The following is an 18,489-nucleotide window of genomic DNA, read 5'->3' as shown; positions in this document are numbered from 1 at the left end:
GCACTTAAGCGAAACTTGTGCCGCTACTGCATGGAGTGGAAACCGACCATATTGCCCTCGGCATCCTGACACACGAGGATCCAGCCAAACTCACCGATTGACGTTTTCGGCTGCGCGACGCTCCCGCCCGCGCTGGTCGCGCGTTCCTCTTGGGTGGCGCAATCCTCGACCATGAAATAGACAATCGTGCCCCCGACCCCTGGCCCCGCATAAGGCGCTTTGGTCAGCGCGCCCCCCGCGCCATAGGCTGTCATCTCGGTCGGGAAGCTCATCATCTGCATCTCACCGCTCGGGTCTGGCATCGGCTCCAGCTTGGTGTCGAGCATGGCTTCGTAGAAGCCGACCGCCCGATCAAGGTCGTCCACATAGATATCGAACCATCCTACGGCATTCATCTTGGTCATTTCCTATCCCTTTCAAGTGTTTGGTGTTGTCGTAAAATCGAATTGCCCCGCCGCTCAGACCGCATTGGACGCGTCAATGCGCCGCTCAAGATGCCAGATCTTCGATACAATCTGCCAGCCCTGCGCGCCCTTCACGAAACCAAGGTGATCGACGAAGACATTGTCATGGGCGCGGATGCGGATTTTCACCGTTGCACTTAGCGGCGACAGCATGTCGATCATCAACACCTCGGCCTCGCGCGGTTGCCCGATGCTGGCAGGAGAGACGCGGGCCCCGACATCGCGGCTGAAACTGTCTATCGGCTCTACAAAGACCGTCCCATTGTCGCCGTCAAAAAGGCTCGAGTCCGGGTGAAACACGGCATTCAGCTTGTCGGTGTCACACTCGTGTATCGCGTCAAAATAGGTCTTTATCGCGCTCAGCAGGTCAGGGTGCAGGGTCATGTCAAACCTCCGGTATGTGTTGCTGATCCAAGATTGCCATTTCTGCGAAACCCGCGATACTGGCTATATTGACAAGCTTCGGTCGGATTCTGCCAAAATGTCCCAAATTGCGCCCCGAAACACCCCCTTGGTCTGTGCGCTTGCCTATGACGGGCTGTGCACCTTCGAATTCGGCATCGCGGTAGAGCTTTTCGCCCTGCCCCGACCCGAGTTCGCGGATTGGTACCGCTATGCGACCGTTAAGGCCGAACCCGGTCCGATCCGCGCCACAGGCGGCATCACGATCGAGGCGCAGGAGGATCTTGATCTGCTGCGGCAAGCCAGCCTGATCATCGTGCCCGGCTGGCGCGGTGCCGATGCCCCTGTCCCGCCCGCGCTATGCGCCGCCTTACAAGACGCCTATGCCCAAGGCGCGCGGATCGCGTCGATCTGTTCAGGTGTCTTTGTCTTGGCCGCGGCGGGGCTGCTGACAGGCAAAAGCGCCACAACCCATTGGCGCTACACCGATAAGCTGGCCGCGCGCTATCCTGACATATCCGTGGACCCTGATGTGTTATTCGTGGAAGACGATAGGGTTTTCACCTCCGCCGGATCGGCGGCGGGGCTGGATCTGGGGCTGCATATCATTCGGCAGGATCACGGCGCGCAGGTCGCTGCGTCTGTTGCACGACGGCTTGTCCTTCCCGCACAACGCGATGGCGGGCAGCGTCAGTTCGTGCCCCGCCCCGAGCCCAAGGCGCGGATGGGGTCGGATCTTGCAGCGCTACAGGATATGATCCGCGCCACACTTGACGAGGACTGGCCGATGGCGCGTATGGCACAAACTGCCGCGACCAGCGGACGCACGCTGGCCCGCCGGTTCCGCGAAGAGACAGGCGACACCCCCCTCAACTGGCTCAAGCTTGAACGGGTGTCCCGCGCCGCTGAACTGCTGGAAAACAGCGCCATCCCGCTGGCCGATATAACAGACGTCTGCGGCTTCGGCTCGGCCGAGAGTTTTCGCCGCGATTTCCGCAAACTGATGGGCGTCCCTCCGATCCGGTATCGCGAAAGGTTCGGGGCTGCCGCCTAGCCCCGACCCCTACGCTCTGCTTCCCCGCACCGCCCGCACAAACGCGGCTACCCTGCCCCCGTCGCGTTTGTTAGGGCTTTGACGTAACATACCAGAAACCCCCCAAGCAGAAGGTGTCGCGTTCTATGTTGACCAATAGTGATCTTGTGGAACTGACCGAATTTCGCCGCGCGCTGCACCGCCATCCCGAAGTCTCTGGCGAAGAGGTAGAGACCGCAAAGACCATCGTTCACGCGCTAAAGCCCCTGTCGCCCACCCGCATCCTGACAGGTCTTGGGGGGCACGGCGTCGCGGCGGTGTTCGACAGCGGCACGGCTGGCCCGACGGTCCTGTTCCGCGCCGAACTTGACGCCCTGCCGATTGAGGAACGCAACAGCGATATCGCGTGGCTGTCCGAGGTTGCGGGCAAAAGCCACGTGTGCGGCCACGATGGTCATATGACGATGCTGCTGGCTTTGGGGCGCATGATCGCGCGCAAACCGGTTGCCACAGGGCGCGTGGTGCTGATGTTCCAACCCGCGGAAGAGGACGGCAGCGGGGCCAAAGCGGTGGTCAACGATCCCGCATTCGATGCGATCAAACCGGATTGGGCCTTTGCGATCCACAATGAACCGGGCAGCCCCTTCGGCTTTGTCTCCACCCGCGTGGGGCTGATCAACTGCGCGTCGATGGGGCTCAAGGTCAAGCTCAGCGGGAAAACTGCCCATGCCGCCGACCCGCAAGACGGGGTATCGCCCGCGCTCGCGGTGGCACGGCTTATCCCCGCGCTGGATGATCTGGGCCACGGCGACGGCGGCCCGCGCAACGACGACTTCCGGCTGGTCACCGTCACCCACGCCACTATAGGAGAGCCGACTTTCGGCATCGCGCCGGGTGCAGCAGAGGTGTTTGTCACTCTGCGCACCGCCGGCGATGCGGGGCTGGAAAACCTTGAGGCCGCCGCGCGCGAGATCGCATCAACGATTGCAGCTGAATACGGTCTTGGCGTCTCTTTCGAGGTGCACGATCATTTCGCCGCTTCGATCAACGACGCAGACGCCTATGCCGTAGCAACCAAAGCGATGGCGGCGATCGGCGTGCCCTTTGGCGAGGAAAACGTACCCATGCGCGCCTCCGAGGATTTCGGCGTATTCGGCTGGGGGGCCAAAGCCGCGATGCTGTGTCTCGGACCGGGGGAGGATCACGCGGCCTTGCACAACCCCGACTATGACTTCCCCGATGACCTTATCCCCATCGGCAGCGGGATCTTTGACCGCATCGCCCGAGATCTTCTGGGCACAGCGTAACCCGCCCCCTTCTGAACGCGCCGGCCAAGCCCGCTAGTCCTGCGTCGCCAGCAAATCGGTGATCAGCGCATAGGTCGCACGAACCCGCGCCTCGTTCGGGTAGTTGCGGTTGGCAAGCACAACGATCCCAAGGTCTTGCCCCGGTAGCAGCGCGACATAGCCGCCGAACCCGTTGGTCGCGCCGGTCTTGTTCAGGATCACGTCACGCTGCGGCGGCAACGGTGGGGTCAGGCGGGTCGCGGGCTGGGGCGACAGGATAAAGTCATAGCCGTTGCCCGCCTCCATCCTGGCGACATCGACAGGCCAAGGGTACTGCTCCCATATCATGTCTTGGGTGTAATAGGCCGTCTCTGCCTGCCCCTGCCGTGTGCGTTCAAGCGCTGCGGTCAGCGCGGGATCTGCGCCGCCGCGACCCAGCTCCAAATCCAGCAGGCGCAGCATATCGCGGGCGGTCGATTTCACCCCATAGGCTTCATCTGCCAACACGCCGGGGTTAACGCGAATGGGCGCATCCGTCTTGCGGTCATAGCCAAAGGCATAGCGATCCATCGCGTCATCCGGCACGTCGACATAGGTGCTGCCAAGCCCCATCGCGGGAAACAGCACATCCTCAGCCGCTTGGGCAAAGGACATCCCCATGGTCTGCGCCGTAATATGCCCCAGCAAGCCGATGCTGACATTGGAATAGCTGCGTGTCCCCGGTTGCGGCGGTTGCCAGCTCTCTAGCCAGCGGATCAGCTCGGGCACATTGCCCACCTCGCCGGGAACCTGAAGCGGCAAGCCACCGGTGACATGGGTGGATAGATCAACCAGCCTTATTGCGCCGAAAGCGGCCCCCTCAAGCTGGGGTATGCTGTCCGACACAGGCGCATCCAGATCAAGCATACCGCGGTCTTCAGCCAATGCGGCCAACGTCGCGGTGAAAATCTTGCTGATCGACCCGAGCTCAAAGATCGTATCCGGCGTCGCCGCGACATTGCCTTTGCGCGCCGCCACACCCGTTGCATAGAAGCTGTGCTGCCCCTGCCAGGTGATGCCCACGACCAATCCGGGGATGCCATACTGCTCGATTACCGGCGCAAAGCTGGCACCTGCGATCTCGACAATCTGCTCGCTTTTGGCGCTTTGTGCGAACAGCGACGCGGGAAGAGCAAAGGGGACCGACAGCACGACTGCCAGCGCGAGGTTGGGGGATTTCATATCTGCTTCGACCTATTTATGAGTTTTGCCGACGTCATTAAGCGGCACGGCTTCAACGCACAAATGCGAAAATGCGCGGGCGGACCGATGCGCGCCCCGCCGCTTGCCGCTTTCACAGTAATTTCCCTTGGCTTCCCGGCTTTGCCCGCTACCTTGATCCTCAAGTTGTGCAAACCAGTCACTTTTTACGCCAAGGAGCCTGCATCTCATGAAAAATTCCCTTCGTATCACCGTATCCGCCGCGACCCTTACCGTAGCATTGGCCTCGGCCGCGGCCGCCGACATCACTGTCTCGTCCAAGATCGACACCGAAGGCGGGCTATTGGGCAATGTCATCGCCCTTGCACTAGAGGACGCGGGCCTGCCTGTCGAACGCCGCCTGCAACTGGGCGGCACGCAGGTTGTCCGCGAGGCGCTGCTGTCCGGCCAGATCGACATATACCCCGAATACACCGGCAACGCGGCCTTCTTCTTTAACGAAGCAGACAGCGACGTGTGGAAAGACGCCGAAGCCGCACACGCCCGCGCGGCCGAGCTCGACGCCGCGCAAAACGATGTCACATGGCTGACCTCTGCCCCTGCCAATAACACATGGGCCATCGCGGTGACCGGCCCCGTGGCGCAAGACAACAAACTGACCACCATGTCCGATTTCGGCGCATGGGTCGCGCAGGGCGGCACGGTCAAGCTCGCGGCCTCGACCGAGTTTGTGTCCTCCCCCGCGGTGCTGCCCGCGATGCAGGACACCTACGGGTTTGAACTGAACGCGGACCAGACGGTGATCCTGTCCGGCGGCGATACAGCGGCCACGATCCAGGCCGCCGCACGGGGCACATCGGGTGTGAACGCCGCGATGGTCTATGGCACCGACGGCGGTGTCGGGGCCACAGGTCTGGTGGTGATGGAGGATGACAAAGGCGTGCAGCCCGTCTACGAGCCCGCCCCCATCATCCGCGCCGAGGTGCTGGCCGAATACCCGTCGATCCCCGAGGTGCTGAACCCCATTTTCGAGGGGTTGGATATGGCGACGCTGCAAAAGCTCAACGGGCGGATTCAGGTGGGCGGTGAACCGGCAGAGGCCGTGGCCCGTGATTACCTCACCCAAGCCGGGGTGCTGGACTGATCCGGGGCACGATGTCCTTGCAGACCCCTCGGGCGCGGCTATCCGCGCCGGGGGTTCTATTTGCCGTTCTGGGGGCCGCAGCGATGCTGGCCCCCTTTATGACGCTGGCCGCAAACCGCATCGTGGCGGGGGACGCGGTGCCGATCTGGGCGGTGGTCCCCGTATCGCAGATGATCCCCGGATTGGCAGCGATCTTGGCGGGACTCGCATTAGGCCTGCCTGCAAGACACGTGGGGCTGCGTCTGGCGGGGCCGCTTGTGGGGCTGGCGGGATTGCTGTGGCTGCTCGTCCAGGGCGCGCCAGCGCTGCTGGAGGGCGCGGGCGATTACGCAAGGGTCTCTCCGGCGGCGGGGTTCTGGTGCTTGCTGGTGATCTTTGCCCTGCTCATGGCCGATGCGATCACCGCGATGAAACCGGGGCCCTTTCAGCGCGCACTATTGCTGACAGCGGTGTTGGGGGCCCTGTCCGTCGTGCTCGGCTCTGGTGCGCTGGCACCGCTGTCAGTGATGCAGGAATTTGCGGCACGCCGTGACGCCTTCGCGTCCGAGGCGACGCGTCACCTGTGGCTGGCCTTCGGGTCGCTTGGCATGGCGGGGCTGATCGGCTTTCCCATCGGCGTTCTGAGCCACCGCAAGCCCGCGCTGCGCAGCGCGATCCTGCCGGTGCTGAGCTTTCTGCAAACCATCCCCTCGCTCGCCATGTTCGGGCTGATGATCCCCCTGCTGGGCTGGGTCAGTGCCACCGTGCCCGGTGCGCGCAGCATGGGCATCGCGGGCATCGGATTCGCACCGGCCTTTGTCGCACTGGTGCTCTATTCGCTGCTGCCCGTCGTGGGAAACACCGTGGCCGGTCTGGCCGCCACGCCGCCGCAAGCCCTGAACGCCGCGCGCGGGATCGGCATGACAGCGGCGCAACGCCTGTGGCGCGTGGAACTGCCCATCGGCCTGCCCGTGATCCTCACCGGCCTGCGTATCGTGCTGGTCCAAAACATCGGGCTGGCGGTCATCGCGGGGCTGATCGGCGGCGGCGGCTTTGGCACATTCGTGTTCCAAGGGCTGAACCAGACCGCGACAGACCTGATCCTGTTGGGCGCGCTGCCCACGGTCGCGCTGGCCCTGACGGCGGCTATCGTGATGGATATTCTGGTCGACCTGACCCGCCGCCTCCCCAAGGAGACCCCATGATAGAGATCGACAATATCACCAAAGTCTACGACAGCGCCCGCGCCGTCGATGGCGTGTCGATGACCATTGATACCGGCACGATCACCGTTATTGTGGGCACATCCGGTTCGGGCAAGACAACGCTTTTGCGGCTGATCAACCGGCTGGAAGAGCCCACTTCGGGAGAGGTGCGGATCAACGGACAATCAACGCTCGACGTCAAACCGCATATCCTCCGGCGGCGGATCGGATATGCCATTCAGGGGCACGGGCTGTTCCCGCATCACACGGTCGCGCGCAATATCGGCGCGGTGCCGCAACTGCTGGGCTGGACCCGTGACAAGATCGACGCCCGCGTGGACGAACTGCTTGATCTCTTCTCGATGGCACCACAAGAATTCCGCCACCGCTACCCCACTGAACTGTCGGGCGGGCAACAACAACGGGTCGGCGTGGCACGGGCTCTGGCCTCGCGCCCTGATCTGATCCTCATGGATGAACCCTTTGGCGCGCTCGACCCGATCATCCGCACCCGCGCGCAAGAGGATCTGCGCCGCATCCAGCAGACGCTCGGCTCCACCATCATCCTCGTGACCCATGATATGGAGGAAGCCATTCGTCTGGGCGACCGCGTGGCGGTGATGGATGGTGGCAAGCTGGTGCAGCATGCCACCCCGGCAGAGATCATCACCCACCCCGCGACCGATTTTGTGGCCGATATGGTGGGCGATGTCGAACGCCCGCTGCGGCTGCTTTCCCTCACCCCGCTGGCTGACGTGATGGAGGACGGTCCTGCCAACGGCGCGCCCCTGCCCCGCGAGGCAAATCTGCGCGACGCGCTGTCGGCCTGCCTGTGGACAGGACGCAGCGCCGTGCCGATCACCGATAAGGGCAAGATCATCGGCCGCGTGACGCTGGACGCGATCCGCGCCCGCGCCGAGGTGCACGCATGACAGCGGGCAACCTGCTACGCGCCGGTTTGCTGGCGCTGTTGCTCGCTCTGGTGCTACGGCCCGATTGGTTCGCGCCGCTCTTTGCGCCGCTGGCCCCGGCGGGTGGTCCGGTCATTTACGCGCGCAGCTCTTTGCTGTCGCTCTCGCTCAGCCATTTGGGGCTGGTGGCCCTTGCCTCTGTTGCGGCGACGCTGGTGGCGGTGGCACTGGCGATCTTTGTCACCCGTCCTGTGGGCGCGTCCTTCCTGCCGCTGTCGCGCACGATCACCAACATCGGTCAGACCTTCCCCCCCGTCGCGGTGCTGGCGCTTGCCGTGCCTGCCTTGGGGTTCGGGGCGGGGCCGACGCTGGTGGCGCTGTTTCTTTATGGGCTGCTCCCGATCTTCGAGAACGCGATCACCGCCCTATCAACCCTGCCCCCCGCCACGATGGAGGCCGCACGCGGCATGGGGCTGAACCGCTGGCAACGCCTGTGGCGGGTGGAGCTTCCCCTCGCCCTGCCCGTGATCCTGACCGGGATCCGCCTGTCCGTCGTTATTGCCCTTGGCACCGCCACCATCGGCTCCACCGTTGCCGCACGCACCCTGGGCGAAGTCATCATCGCCGGGCTTCTGACCAACAACACCGCCTATGTGCTGCAGGGCGGGCTGATCGTGGGCCTTTTTGCGGTGCTTATCTATGACGCGATGGCCCAGCTTGAACGCTACCTGAGCCGTCGCATGGGTGCGTAAACCGCGCCGAGTGGAAGCGCGCCGATCCGCCGCCCGTGCAATTGCGCCCCCTGACCAAGACTTGTATCACACCCCTATGATCAGACAGCTTGCCCCCTTTGTTCTCACCCTCTGGGCCGCGCCGCTGGCCGCGCACCCCCATGTGTTTATCGACACGCAGCTCTCGCTTGTCGCCGACGATCAAGGGCAACTGACCCATGTACGGGTGACCTGGCAATATGACGCGCTTTATTCTTTGCTGGTGACCGAGGATATGGGCCTTGATGCCGACGGCGACGGGGCGCTCACGGAAACCGAGCTTGCGACGCTGAACGGCTTTGACATGCAGTGGGTCGACGGGTTCAACGGCGATCTGGTCCTCAGCACCGAGGCGAACACCATCGCGCTGTCCGGCCCGACCGAGATTGCGACGCAGCTTGACAACGGACAGATCACCACGATGCACACCCGCGCGCTGGAAACCGCAATCCCCGCGGGGACAGCGATCACGATCAAACCCTATGATGCGACCTATTACACCGCCTATGATATCACGACCGCAATAGACACCACGCGCGCGCCGACCTGTCGCGCGCGCGTCGCCATGCCCGACGTCACCGCCACGATGGAGGCGCTGCAACAACAGCTTGCCCAGCTGGATGCCCAGACCGATCCTTCCGAAGCGGGTCTGCCGGATATCGGCGCGCAAATGGCCCCCACGGTGAATGTGACATGCGCCGCGCCCTGACCGTGATCGCCTTGGGCGTGGTCATCGCCCTTGCCGCGCTGTGGTGGACCGGCGGCTTTGATCGGCTGGCGCAATGGGCTGCGGCGCATCAACGCGCGTTTCAAAACAGCATCGCCCTCTCGCTGCGTGCTGTGCGTGCGGGCCAGCCAGAGGCGGTAACCGCCCTGCTTTCCGCCTGTTTCGCCTATGGTGTCGTGCATGCCGCAGGCCCCGGTCACGGCAAGCTGTTGATTGGCGGCTATGGCGCGGCCAAGGCTGTGCCGATGCTGCGCCTGTCGGTGATTGCGCTGCTGTCGTCGCTGGGTCAGGCCGTGACGGCGGTGGCTCTGGTCTATACCGGCGTGAGCCTGTTGCACTTGGGGCGCGAGCGTATGATCTCGCTGACAGAGGCGATTATGGCCCCCGTCAGCTATGGCGCGATTGCCTGTGTCGGGCTGTGGCTGTTCTGGCGGGGCCTGCGCCATTTCCGCGCGACGCTTCCCGCGCCGCATGATCATCACCATCATCACGACCATGAAGGTATCTGCGCCACCTGTGGCCATGCGCATGGCCCCACCGCTGAACAGGTTCGACAGGCAACCACCCTGCGCGAGACGCTGCTGCTGATCGGATCTATCGCGGTGCGGCCCTGTACGGGGGCGTTGTTCGTGCTGATCATCACGCTTCAGATGGGGATCGCAGGCCTCGGGATTGCTGGTGCTTTCGCGATGGCCTTTGGCACCGCGACCATTACCATCGCCGTGGGTCTGGGGGCCGGCGCGTTGCGCGGCGGCGTGCTTGCCGGGTGGGCCAGTACCCCCCGTGCAGCCCAGATCGCCGCCCTGATCGAGCTTGCCGCGGGGCTTGGTGTGGCCCTGTTGGCGGGCGGATTGCTGCTGCGGGCGATCTGAGTTTACCCGCTCGACAAGCGGGGCGGTCAAAACTATCTATAATCCATGACCCAACCTAGATCAGAGACCCACTCCGCCCGGATTGCGCGCATATTGGCCGACCGCATCATCTCGGGGCAGTTGGCCCCGGGCGCGCGGTTGCGGCAAGACCACATCGCGCAGGAATTCGGCGCAAGCCATGTGCCCGTGCGCGAAGCCTTTCGCCTGCTAGAGACACAATCACTTGCAGAAAGCCTGCCAAGACGCGGATTTCGCGTCACTTTATTCGATATGGCAGAGCTTCGGGAAGTCGCCGAAATGCGCGCCAGCCTCGAAGCGCTCGCCCTGCGGCACGCCGCCCCAAACCTGACGCCCGATATCCTCGCCAAGGCGCATAAGGCCAACCTGCAAGGCGACAGCGCCCAGAATGTACATGAATGGGAAGAATCAAACCGCTGTTTTCACAGATTAATTCTTGAACCCTGCCAGATGCCGCGGCTGATGCGGTCGATCGACGACCTGCAAGCGGCAAGCGCGCGGTTCATTCTGCGGGCGTGGCGGACAAATTGGGAAGCCCGCACCGATCACGACCACCGTCTGATCCTCGACGCGCTGCGCAAAGGTCAGGTGGATCTGGCCTCCACCACGCTCTCGCGCCATGTGGGGTGGATCGGCAAGCGCAGTCGCACCCTAAAAAATCAAATCGGTTCAGGCACTTCCGAGTTTTTCAGATAATTATCTATAATCTGAATTGTCAGAAGGCGCGTCCTTCGTCCTACTGGGGTAGACCTTGAAAGCTATCACTCGGAGGAAACCAGATGGCACTTGCGATTACATCCCTACCCCGTAACCCGTCCTTCGCGCAGGGGCTTGGCCTCGCGCTGGCCGGTGCCGCGCTGATCACGCTAGGGGCCAAGGTCCAGATCCCGTTCTGGCCCGTGCCCATGACCCTGCACACGCTGTCGGTCTTTCTTGTCGCCCTCACCCTTGGCCCGCGTCTGGGGCTGGCGGCCATGGCGGCCTATCTTGGGGCCGGTGCAGCGGGGCTTCCGGTGTTCTCCGGCACGCCTGAACGCGGCATCGGGCTTAGCTATATGGTCGGGCCAACGGGCGGCTATCTGCTGGGCTATCTTGTGGCGGCGGGTCTGACCGGCTGGCTGGCGATGGGGCGCGGCTGGATCGGGCGCGTGCTGGCGATGCTGGCAGGTCTGACCGTGGTCTATGCCGGTGGTCTGGCGTGGCTGGCGCTGTTCGTGCCCGCACCCAAGCTGCTGGCCGCAGGGCTGACCCCCTTCCTGCTGGGCGATGTGGTCAAGGTGCTGCTGGTGGCGACACTGCTGTCGGGCCTGTCGCGGCTGAAAGGGCGTGATCAATGATCCGCACGGACTGGACCCTTGACGAAGCGGCAGCGATCCACGCGCTGCCCTTCCCCGACCTGATCCATCAGGCGCAAACGCTGCACCGCGCGCATTTCGACCCCACGGCAATCGAAACCGCCAGCCTGCTGAGCATCAAGACCGGCGGCTGCCCCGAGGATTGCGGCTATTGTTCGCAATCGGCGCATTACGACACAGGCGTCAAAGCGACCAAGCTGATGGGCGCGGAAGAGGTCATCGCCGCCGCCAAACGTGCCAAGGATGCGGGCGCGCAGCGGTTCTGCATGGGGGCTGCATGGCGCAGCCCCAAGGACCGCGACATGGACAAGCTGACCGACATGGTGCGCGGCGTGGCCGATCTGGGGCTCGAGACCTGCATGACACTGGGGATGCTGTCGCCCGGGCAGGTGACCAAGCTTAAGGATGCCGGGCTCGATTTCTACAACCACAACATCGATACCTCGCCCGAGTATTACGCCGAGATCGCCTCGACCCGCACGATGGAAGACCGCCTTGAGACGGTGGAACATGTGCGCAAGGGCGGGATCAAGGTCTGCTGCGGCGGTATCCTTGGGATGGGCGAGGCAGAGGCGGACCGGATCAGCATGCTGGTCACCCTCGCCACGCTGCCCAGCCACCCAGACAGCGTGCCGGTGAACCTGTGGAACGCGGTCAAAGGCGTGCCGGTTCAGGGAAAATCCGAAAAGGTCGACCCTTTTGCGCTGGTCCGGCTCGTGGCCTTGGCGCGTATCCTGATGCCCGCCTCGGTCGTGCGTCTCTCCGCAGGCCGCACGGGGATGAGCGACGAGCTGCAATCGCTGTGCTTTCTGGCGGGTGCGAATTCGATCTTTGTGGGCAACCAGCTGCTGACCACCGAAAACCCGGCCACGTGGAAGGACAACGACCTGCTGCAACGGCTCGGCATGCATGTGGCACCGGCCAAGCCCGCGTCCAGATCGGCCAAGATCGCGGCGCAGTAGATCCGCCCCTGACACGTGCAAAAGCCCGGCCTGATATCCTCGGGCCGGGCTTTTTCGTGTCACGCCTCGGCTCGCGCTTAGGCGAAGATGATCACCGACTGCATGCCGTCTGCGACCATATCCCCATCTGTATTCCAGACCCGCATGACCTGAGAGCTGTAACCGCCGTTGCCCGCCGTCAGCTGTGTCTCCATCATATACCAGCCGTCGCGGGTGTTGGCGTGATCGGACAGCAGGTTGATGATCCAGTTCATTGACGAGTTCGGCCCCGGCCGCGTCATCATCGGGAAGGCGGCGGGGGGCAGCACGTCGCCAATGGCGATCAGCCCCTCGAGCGTCCCCCACATCGCCGGATCGCGGTGCCGCGCCCAGATCCGGACATAGCCGCGATCCGCACCGGAGAACGGCAGGCTGCCCTCGATCAGCTTGACCTCGAAGTTGACAAAGAACCGTACCGGCGGGCGTTTCAGCGCGGGCGGGAAGTAGGAGGGCGTGTCGTCCGGCCCTTGGGGGGCGGCGGGCGCGGTATGGCCTACGCTCAATTGGCTTTCCTGCGCATGGCCGAAAGAAAAAGTGCCCGTTGCCGCGACCTTGCCGTCGATCTCGGCGCGGGTGGCGATGGTGGTGATGTTGCGCCCTTCGCGCAGCACCTCTGCATGGATCGTGGGCGGCTGCGACACGGGCGCGGTAAAGTTGATCAGCGCAGACCGCAGCGCGGGCAGATCGGGGCGGTCCCGACGGGCCGCATTGACCAGCAAGGCACCGGTAAATCCGCCAAAGGCCGTACGCCCCTGCGCCCAGTTCTCTGGCACCTGATAGCGCGGCGCGGTGCCGTCCTGCTCTGCTGTGGCCAATACCTCGGCCAGGGTCACATCTGTCATGTCGGGTCCTTTATACGTCTGTCACCGCGCGCGGGCGCGCTGTTTCCCAATCGATGCCCGCAAAGCCAAGGGCGCGCAAGACACCCTGCCCCTGAAACGCCACGTCACCAAGAACGCACCCCCGCGGCAAAAAAACCTTTGGCGGGATCGAAGAGAGGTGTTGACGCCTGATCTGTATTTCACATATTCATGAAATATGGAAGCACTACTCACAGACCGACTCGCCACCCTTAGCCACCCACAGCGCCTGGCCGTGTTTCGGCTGCTGATGCGGCGCTATCCCGATGCATTGCCTGCGGGGGAAATCGCGCAGGTGTTGGCGCTGAAATCCAGCACGGCGTCGGTATATCTGTCGGCGCTGACGCAAGTCGGGCTGATCTCGCAGCGGCGCGACGGGACGCGGCTCTTGTATACCATCAACCTTGATGCGGCGGGCGAGGTCGTATCGGGGTTGTTCGTGGATTGTTGTCGGGGGCGCGCTGATCTCTGCCCGCCCCCGTTCTCTGACCTCATTAACAGGACGCAGATGATGACCCAGACAAAATTCAACGTGCTTTTCGTATGTACCGGCAACTCCGCCCGTTCCATCTTTGCAGAGACGATCCTGCGGGACATGGCGGGCGACCGGTTCACCGCCTATTCCGCGGGCACCCTGCCCCGGTCCGAGCTTAACCCCCTTGCGGTCGAGATGCTGCACGCCAAGGGCCACAGCATCGATGCGCTGCGGTCCAAACATATCTCTGAATTCCAGACCGCCGATGCGCCGCAGATGGATTTCGTCTTTACCGTCTGTGACCACGCCGCAAACGAGGAATGTCCCACCTGGCCCGGCCAGCCTGTGTCGGGGCATTGGGGCATGCCCGATCCCGTCAAAGCCGAAGGGACAGAAGCGGAACGCCGGCTGGCCTTCCAACAGACATATGGCGCGCTGCACAACCGGCTGCTGGCCTTTACCGCCCTGCCTTTCGAAGCGCTGGACCGCGCTGCATTGCAAAAACGGGTCGATGCCATCGGGGCCGACCCAGTGACCACAGGATAAACCACCATGACAACCTATGCTTTGAACGGCCTTGGCCGCATCGGAAAACTCGCCCTGCGGCCCTTGCTGGAACAGGGGGCCAAGATCGCCTTTATCAACGACGCCGTTGGCGACCCCGAGATGCACGCCCATCTGCTCGAATTTGATTCCGTTCACGGGCGCTGGCCTGCGACCTTCAGCGCAGAAGATCATGCGATCACCATCGATGGCACGCGTATCCCCGTGACCAGCACCAAATCGATCACAGACCTGCCGCTGGAGGGGGTGGATGTGGTGATCGACTGCACCGGTGCGTTCAAGACAGAGGCCAAGCTTGCCCCCTATTTCGAGGCGGGCGTGAAAAAGGTTGTTGTCTCTGCCCCCGTCAAGGACGGGCCGACGGCGAATATCGTCTATGGCGTGAACGACGACACCTATGATCCAGCCACGCACAGCATCGTCACCGCGGCGAGCTGCACCACCAACTGCCTCGCCCCCGTTGTCAAAGTGCTGCTGGAAGGCATCGGGATCAAACACGGGTCGATCACCACGATCCATGACGTGACCAACACGCAAACCATCGTGGACCGCCCCGCCAAGGACATGCGCCGCGCCCGATCGGCGCTGACCAACCTGATCCCCACCACCACGGGGTCCGCCACGGCGATCACGCTGATCTATCCTGAATTGACCGGCAAGCTGAACGGCCACGCCGTGCGGGTGCCGCTGCTGAACGCGTCGATCACCGATTGCGTGTTCGAGGTGGAGCGTGAGACGAGTGTGGAAGAGGTCAACGCCCTGTTCAAAACCGCCGCCGAGGGGTCGCTAAAGGGCATTCTGGGCTTTGAGGAACGCCCGCTCGTGTCGTCGGATTACACCAATGATACCCGCAGCGGGATCGTGGATGCGCCATCGACGATGGTGGTGAATGGCACACAGGTCAAAGTCTATGCGTGGTATGACAATGAAATGGGCTATGCGTACCGTCTGGTGGATGTGGCGCTGATGGTGGGCGGCCAGCTGTGACACGCCCTGCCGGTTTTACCGCCTATATCACTGTCACCGCCGCCTATTGGGCCTTTATGCTGACCGATGGCGCGCTGCGGATGCTGGTGCTGCTGCATTTTCACACGCTCGGGTTCTCTCCGGTACAGCTGGCCTATCTGTTTGTGCTCTACGAGATCGCGGGCGTGGTCACCAACCTGTCGGCGGGCTGGATCGCGGCGCGCTTCGGGCTGACCTCGACGCTCTATGCGGGGCTGTCGTTGCAAGTGGTCGCGCTGCTGGCGCTGACACAGCTTGATCCGGCATGGAGCGTCGCCGCCTCGGTCGTCTTTGTCATGCTGGTGCAGGGGCTGTCGGGCGTGGCCAAGGATCTGGCCAAGATGAGCTCTAAATCCGCGGTCAAGCTGCTGGCCCCCACCACGGGGGGCGGCTTGTTCCGCTGGGTCGCACTGCTCACCGGATCGAAGAACGCGGTCAAGGGCGCTGGCTTTCTGCTGGGTGCGGGGATGCTGGCGCTGCTGGGGTTTGTGCCGTCGACGCTGGTGATGGCGGCGATCCTGTTTGTGATCCTGATCGGCGTCATCATCGGTATGCCCGCGGGCCTGCCGGTGGGGCGCAAGGATGCCAAGTTTACCGAAGTCCTGTCCAAGAACCGCAATATCAACTGGCTGAGCGCCGCACGGCTGTTCCTCTTCGGGGCGCGCGACGTGTGGTTTGTCGTGGGCATCCCGATCTATTTCTACGCCGTGCTCTCCGATGGCAGCGTCGAAAGCAAGCGGGAGGCTTTCTTTATGATCGGCAGCTTTATGGCGGTGTGGACGATCCTCTATGGGGCCGTGCAAGGCTGGGCCCCGAAGATACTGCGGGCCACAGGCCGGACCGAGGGCGACACGCTCGCGCAGGCCCGCCACTGGAACCTTGCGCTGGTCGTCGTGCCTGCCGTGCTTGCCGCGCTGGTCTGGATCACGCCTGCGCCTTCCCCCGCGTTGACGGTCACGATTGTCATCGGTTTGCTGGTGTTCGGTGCGATTTTCGCGGTGAATTCGGCGCTTCATTCCTATCTGATCCTCAGCTTTACGGATGCAAAGCGGGTCACGATGGATGTGGGGTTCTACTATATGTCCAACGCGGCCGGTCGGTTGGTAGGCACGCTTTTGTCAGGCTTCACCTATCAACTGGGGGGGCTGGCGCTGTGTCTTGGCACCGCGGCGCTGATGCTGGCGCTGAGCGCCTTGGGGACGGCACAGCTGCGCCCTTCGCAAACGTCATGAACTGCGGCGCGCGGGGATGTCCCCGCGCGCCCAATCTTAAGGGACCGCAACCACGCCGTTGCGGTTGTCACGCCAGATCACCGCGACAAGCACGGCCGAGGCGACCCCCGCGACCAGCGTCGTCGTCAGCCCCGGAAAGCTGAAGGCAAAGCCCGCGATCCCCAGCGGCAGGCGCAGCCAAGGCCGCACCATACCGACGCCCAGCAGATAGCCCTCAAGCCCGCCGGACAGCAGCGTGATGCCGATGATGATCGACGGCAGCACATAGACCAGCGGCGTCAGATCGCCCTGCAGCACCAGCGCAGGCTGGAACAGGAAGAACAGCGGCACAAAGTAGATCACCACCCCCAGCCGCATCGCGGTGAAGGAGGTCAGCATCGGCTTGGCCCCCGCAATCGTCGCCGCCAGAAACGCCGCAGCCCCTACCGGAGGCGTGATCACCGACAGCATCGCGTAGTAGACGATGAAGAAGTGCACCGCGACCGTGTTCAACCCGCCGATTTCGATGATCGCGGGTGCCAGCGTCACCGCAAGGAAGATGTAGGCCACAATCGCAAGCCCCGCCATGCCCATGATAAAGCAGGCCAAAACCCCAAGCGCGATCACGAGATAGACGTTATCCCCGCCCAAAGCGACCAGCCCCGAGGTCATCGACCCTGTCACACCGGTGATGGTCAAGGCGCTGACCACAAAGGCGATCGGCAGGATGATCGCTGCGGTCTGTGTGACCAGCGTGCCCACTTGGCGCAGCGTTTCAAAGATGCGCGCAGGTGTCATCATGGTCTCGCGTTGCAGGAAGCTCAGCGCGATCATCAGCGCACTGGCGTACCACGGGGCGTAATATTCCCACCGCATATACAGCAGGCCCCAGACCAGAAAGATCATGACCAGCAGGAAGGGCCAGCCGCGCTTCATCACCTCGCGGGCCGAGGGCAGGTTTTCGGGTTTCATCCCCACCAGCCCCTTGCGCGCGGCATAGGCGTCGACTTGCAGGATCAGGCCAAAGTAGAACAACACCGACGGCAGGATCGCGGCCACCATCACGGTCGCGTAATCCACACCGATGGTGATCGCCATGACAAAGGCAATCGCCCCCATCACCGGCGGCATCACCACCCCGCCGGTCGAGGCACAGGCCTCGATCGCGCCAGCGTAATGAGGCGGGTAGCCGACCTTTTTCATGGTCGGAATGGTGATCGACCCGGTGCCCGCGATGTTCGAGAAAATCGACCCCGACAGCGACCCGAAAAAGGCGCTGGCCACGATCGATACTTTCGCTGGACCGCCGCGGTACTTGCCAAAGCCCGCATTGGCCAGATCGATAAAGAACTGCCCCGCCCCCGTGGCGATCAGCACGCCCGCAAAGACCAGAAAGCCCAGCACGATCTCGGCCACGATCTTGGTGGTGATGCCCATCAACCCTTCGGTGCGGAAGACATGCGCCTCGATCATGCGTTCAAACGTATAGGGGATGCCCATCAGCAAACCGGGGAAGTAATCGGCCACCAGCGGGTAAAGCCCCAGCACCAGCACCACGAGCAAGAAGGGGATGCCCCCCGACCGGCGCGCGACTTCAAGCATCAGCAGCCAAAGCACGACGCCCGCGTAGAAATTGGTCCAGCCCGCCTGCACGATCTCCCATGCATACATGGAAAACCACATGCAGATGCCAAAGCCCACGGCGGCCGCCACGATGTCATAGATCGGTACATGGGTGTGCGATTTCACCGCTGGCAGCGCGATGAACGCCGCCGCAAGGAAGGTGCCGATGAAGACCCAGTAGTACTGCCCCTCGATCAGGCGCCGCCCGCCGATGGGAACGCCGAATACATAGGCCAGCCCCATCCCGAGGCCAAAGGTACACAGCAACACAAAAGCGATGCTGGTGAACGAGAATAATCCCCCCAGTCGCGTCGTCTCGGACGAGGGTTCGACAGCCGTTTCAGCCGCCGGAGGGTGTTGTGTTGCTGACATGGATGATCCTGA

19 protein-coding genes are annotated in these 18,489 nt (G+C 63.3%); 14 read left to right on the top strand and 5 right to left on the bottom strand.

The annotated features are described in order from the left end of the window. Positions 1–23: 23 nt before the first annotated feature. Together AB1495_RS12800 and AB1495_RS12795 are read right to left on the bottom strand one after the other, a co-directional pair. The gene (locus AB1495_RS12800; protein ID WP_074635027.1) at positions 24–404 is read right to left on the bottom strand and encodes a VOC family protein; all 381 of its coding nucleotides are present in this window, start codon (positions 402–404) and stop codon (positions 24–26) included. Between the two features lie 54 nt (positions 405–458). Continuing rightward, a complete protein-coding gene (locus tag AB1495_RS12795) occupies positions 459–848 on the bottom strand; it encodes a nuclear transport factor 2 family protein (protein ID WP_074635028.1) in 390 nt (129 codons plus the stop codon). Positions 849–945: 97 nt separating this feature from the next. Here AB1495_RS12795 and ftrA point away from each other — a divergent pair, with 97 nt between their 5' ends. Together ftrA and AB1495_RS12785 are read left to right on the top strand one after the other, a co-directional pair. Next, positions 946–1,920 carry a transcriptional regulator FtrA gene (ftrA, locus tag AB1495_RS12790; protein WP_244268852.1) on the top strand — a complete coding sequence of 325 codons (975 nt, stop codon included), beginning with the start codon at positions 946–948 and terminating at the stop codon, positions 1,918–1,920. 125 nt (positions 1,921–2,045) lie between these two features. Beyond that, positions 2,046–3,206, top strand: a complete 1,161-nt coding sequence (locus AB1495_RS12785) for an amidohydrolase (RefSeq protein ID WP_074635030.1) — start codon at positions 2,046–2,048, stop codon at positions 3,204–3,206. 33 nt (positions 3,207–3,239) lie between these two features. Here the strand turns inward: AB1495_RS12785 and ampC are convergent, their stop codons facing one another. Then, positions 3,240–4,406: a class C beta-lactamase gene (gene ampC / locus AB1495_RS12780; RefSeq protein WP_074635031.1), complete on the bottom strand. Its 1,167-nt coding sequence runs from the start codon at positions 4,404–4,406 to the stop codon at positions 3,240–3,242. Between the two features lie 208 nt (positions 4,407–4,614). On the opposite strand from ampC, the gene AB1495_RS12775 reads away from it, so the two are divergent. From AB1495_RS12775 to bioB, 9 genes are all read left to right on the top strand, one after another. Next, on the top strand, positions 4,615–5,529 hold the full coding sequence (locus AB1495_RS12775) for an ABC transporter substrate-binding protein (protein ID WP_074635032.1): 915 nt from the start codon (positions 4,615–4,617) through the stop codon (positions 5,527–5,529). Positions 5,530–5,540: 11 nt separating this feature from the next. Next, entirely contained in the window at positions 5,541–6,713 is a 1,173-nt protein-coding gene (locus AB1495_RS12770) for an ABC transporter permease (protein ID WP_074635033.1), read from the top strand. Further along, positions 6,710–7,645, top strand: a complete 936-nt coding sequence (locus tag AB1495_RS12765; RefSeq protein WP_074635034.1) for an ABC transporter ATP-binding protein — start codon at positions 6,710–6,712, stop codon at positions 7,643–7,645. The genes AB1495_RS12770 and AB1495_RS12765 overlap by 4 nt, the downstream gene beginning before the upstream one ends. After that, positions 7,642–8,376 (top strand): ABC transporter permease, encoded by a 735-nt coding sequence (locus AB1495_RS12760; RefSeq protein WP_074635035.1) that lies wholly within the window; start codon positions 7,642–7,644, stop codon positions 8,374–8,376. Before AB1495_RS12765 ends, AB1495_RS12760 begins: the two co-directional genes overlap by 4 nt. A gap of 76 nt (positions 8,377–8,452) precedes the next feature. Beyond that, positions 8,453–9,103, top strand: coding sequence for a DUF1007 family protein (locus AB1495_RS12755; RefSeq protein WP_074635036.1), 651 nt, complete (start codon positions 8,453–8,455; stop codon positions 9,101–9,103). After that, the gene (locus AB1495_RS12750; protein ID WP_074635037.1) at positions 9,088–9,993 is read left to right on the top strand and encodes a nickel/cobalt transporter; all 906 of its coding nucleotides are present in this window, start codon (positions 9,088–9,090) and stop codon (positions 9,991–9,993) included. Before AB1495_RS12755 ends, AB1495_RS12750 begins: the two co-directional genes overlap by 16 nt. A 45-nt stretch (positions 9,994–10,038) precedes the next feature. Further along, positions 10,039–10,707 carry a GntR family transcriptional regulator gene (locus tag AB1495_RS12745; protein ID WP_074635038.1) on the top strand — a complete coding sequence of 223 codons (669 nt, stop codon included), beginning with the start codon at positions 10,039–10,041 and terminating at the stop codon, positions 10,705–10,707. 83 nt (positions 10,708–10,790) lie between these two features. Continuing rightward, the gene (locus AB1495_RS12740) at positions 10,791–11,348 is read left to right on the top strand and encodes a biotin transporter BioY (protein WP_005853098.1); all 558 of its coding nucleotides are present in this window, start codon (positions 10,791–10,793) and stop codon (positions 11,346–11,348) included. After that, positions 11,345–12,328: a biotin synthase BioB gene (gene bioB / locus AB1495_RS12735; protein WP_074635039.1), complete on the top strand. Its 984-nt coding sequence runs from the start codon at positions 11,345–11,347 to the stop codon at positions 12,326–12,328. The genes AB1495_RS12740 and bioB overlap by 4 nt, the downstream gene beginning before the upstream one ends. Positions 12,329–12,405: 77 nt before the next feature. On the opposite strand, the gene AB1495_RS12730 is transcribed toward bioB, so the two are convergent. Next, entirely contained in the window at positions 12,406–13,209 is an 804-nt protein-coding gene (locus tag AB1495_RS12730; protein ID WP_037944080.1) for a thioesterase family protein, read from the bottom strand. A gap of 196 nt (positions 13,210–13,405) precedes the next feature. Here AB1495_RS12730 and AB1495_RS12725 point away from each other — a divergent pair, with 196 nt between their 5' ends. From AB1495_RS12725 to arsJ, 3 genes are read left to right on the top strand one after another with little or no spacing between them, the layout of a single operon-like run. Further along, a complete protein-coding gene (locus AB1495_RS12725) occupies positions 13,406–14,248 on the top strand; it encodes a helix-turn-helix domain-containing protein (RefSeq protein WP_074635040.1) in 843 nt (280 codons plus the stop codon). Positions 14,249–14,254: 6 nt separating this feature from the next. Beyond that, positions 14,255–15,253 carry an ArsJ-associated glyceraldehyde-3-phosphate dehydrogenase gene (locus AB1495_RS12720; protein WP_074635041.1) on the top strand — a complete coding sequence of 333 codons (999 nt, stop codon included), beginning with the start codon at positions 14,255–14,257 and terminating at the stop codon, positions 15,251–15,253. Further along, complete coding sequence (gene arsJ / locus AB1495_RS12715; protein WP_074635042.1) at positions 15,250–16,503, top strand: organoarsenical effux MFS transporter ArsJ; 1,254 nt, start codon at positions 15,250–15,252, stop codon at positions 16,501–16,503. Before AB1495_RS12720 ends, arsJ begins: the two co-directional genes overlap by 4 nt. 36 nt (positions 16,504–16,539) lie before the next feature. Here arsJ and AB1495_RS12710 read toward each other — a convergent pair whose 3' ends face one another. Further along, positions 16,540–18,477, bottom strand: coding sequence for a TRAP transporter fused permease subunit (locus AB1495_RS12710; RefSeq protein ID WP_074635043.1), 1,938 nt, complete (start codon positions 18,475–18,477; stop codon positions 16,540–16,542). Between the last annotated feature and the right edge of the window lie 12 nt (positions 18,478–18,489).

It is taken from the genome of Sulfitobacter pontiacus (assembly GCF_040790665.1).
Taxonomy (GTDB): Bacteria; Pseudomonadota; Alphaproteobacteria; order Rhodobacterales; family Rhodobacteraceae; genus Sulfitobacter; species Sulfitobacter pontiacus.
This window is presented reverse-complemented; position numbering and strand designations above follow the sequence as displayed.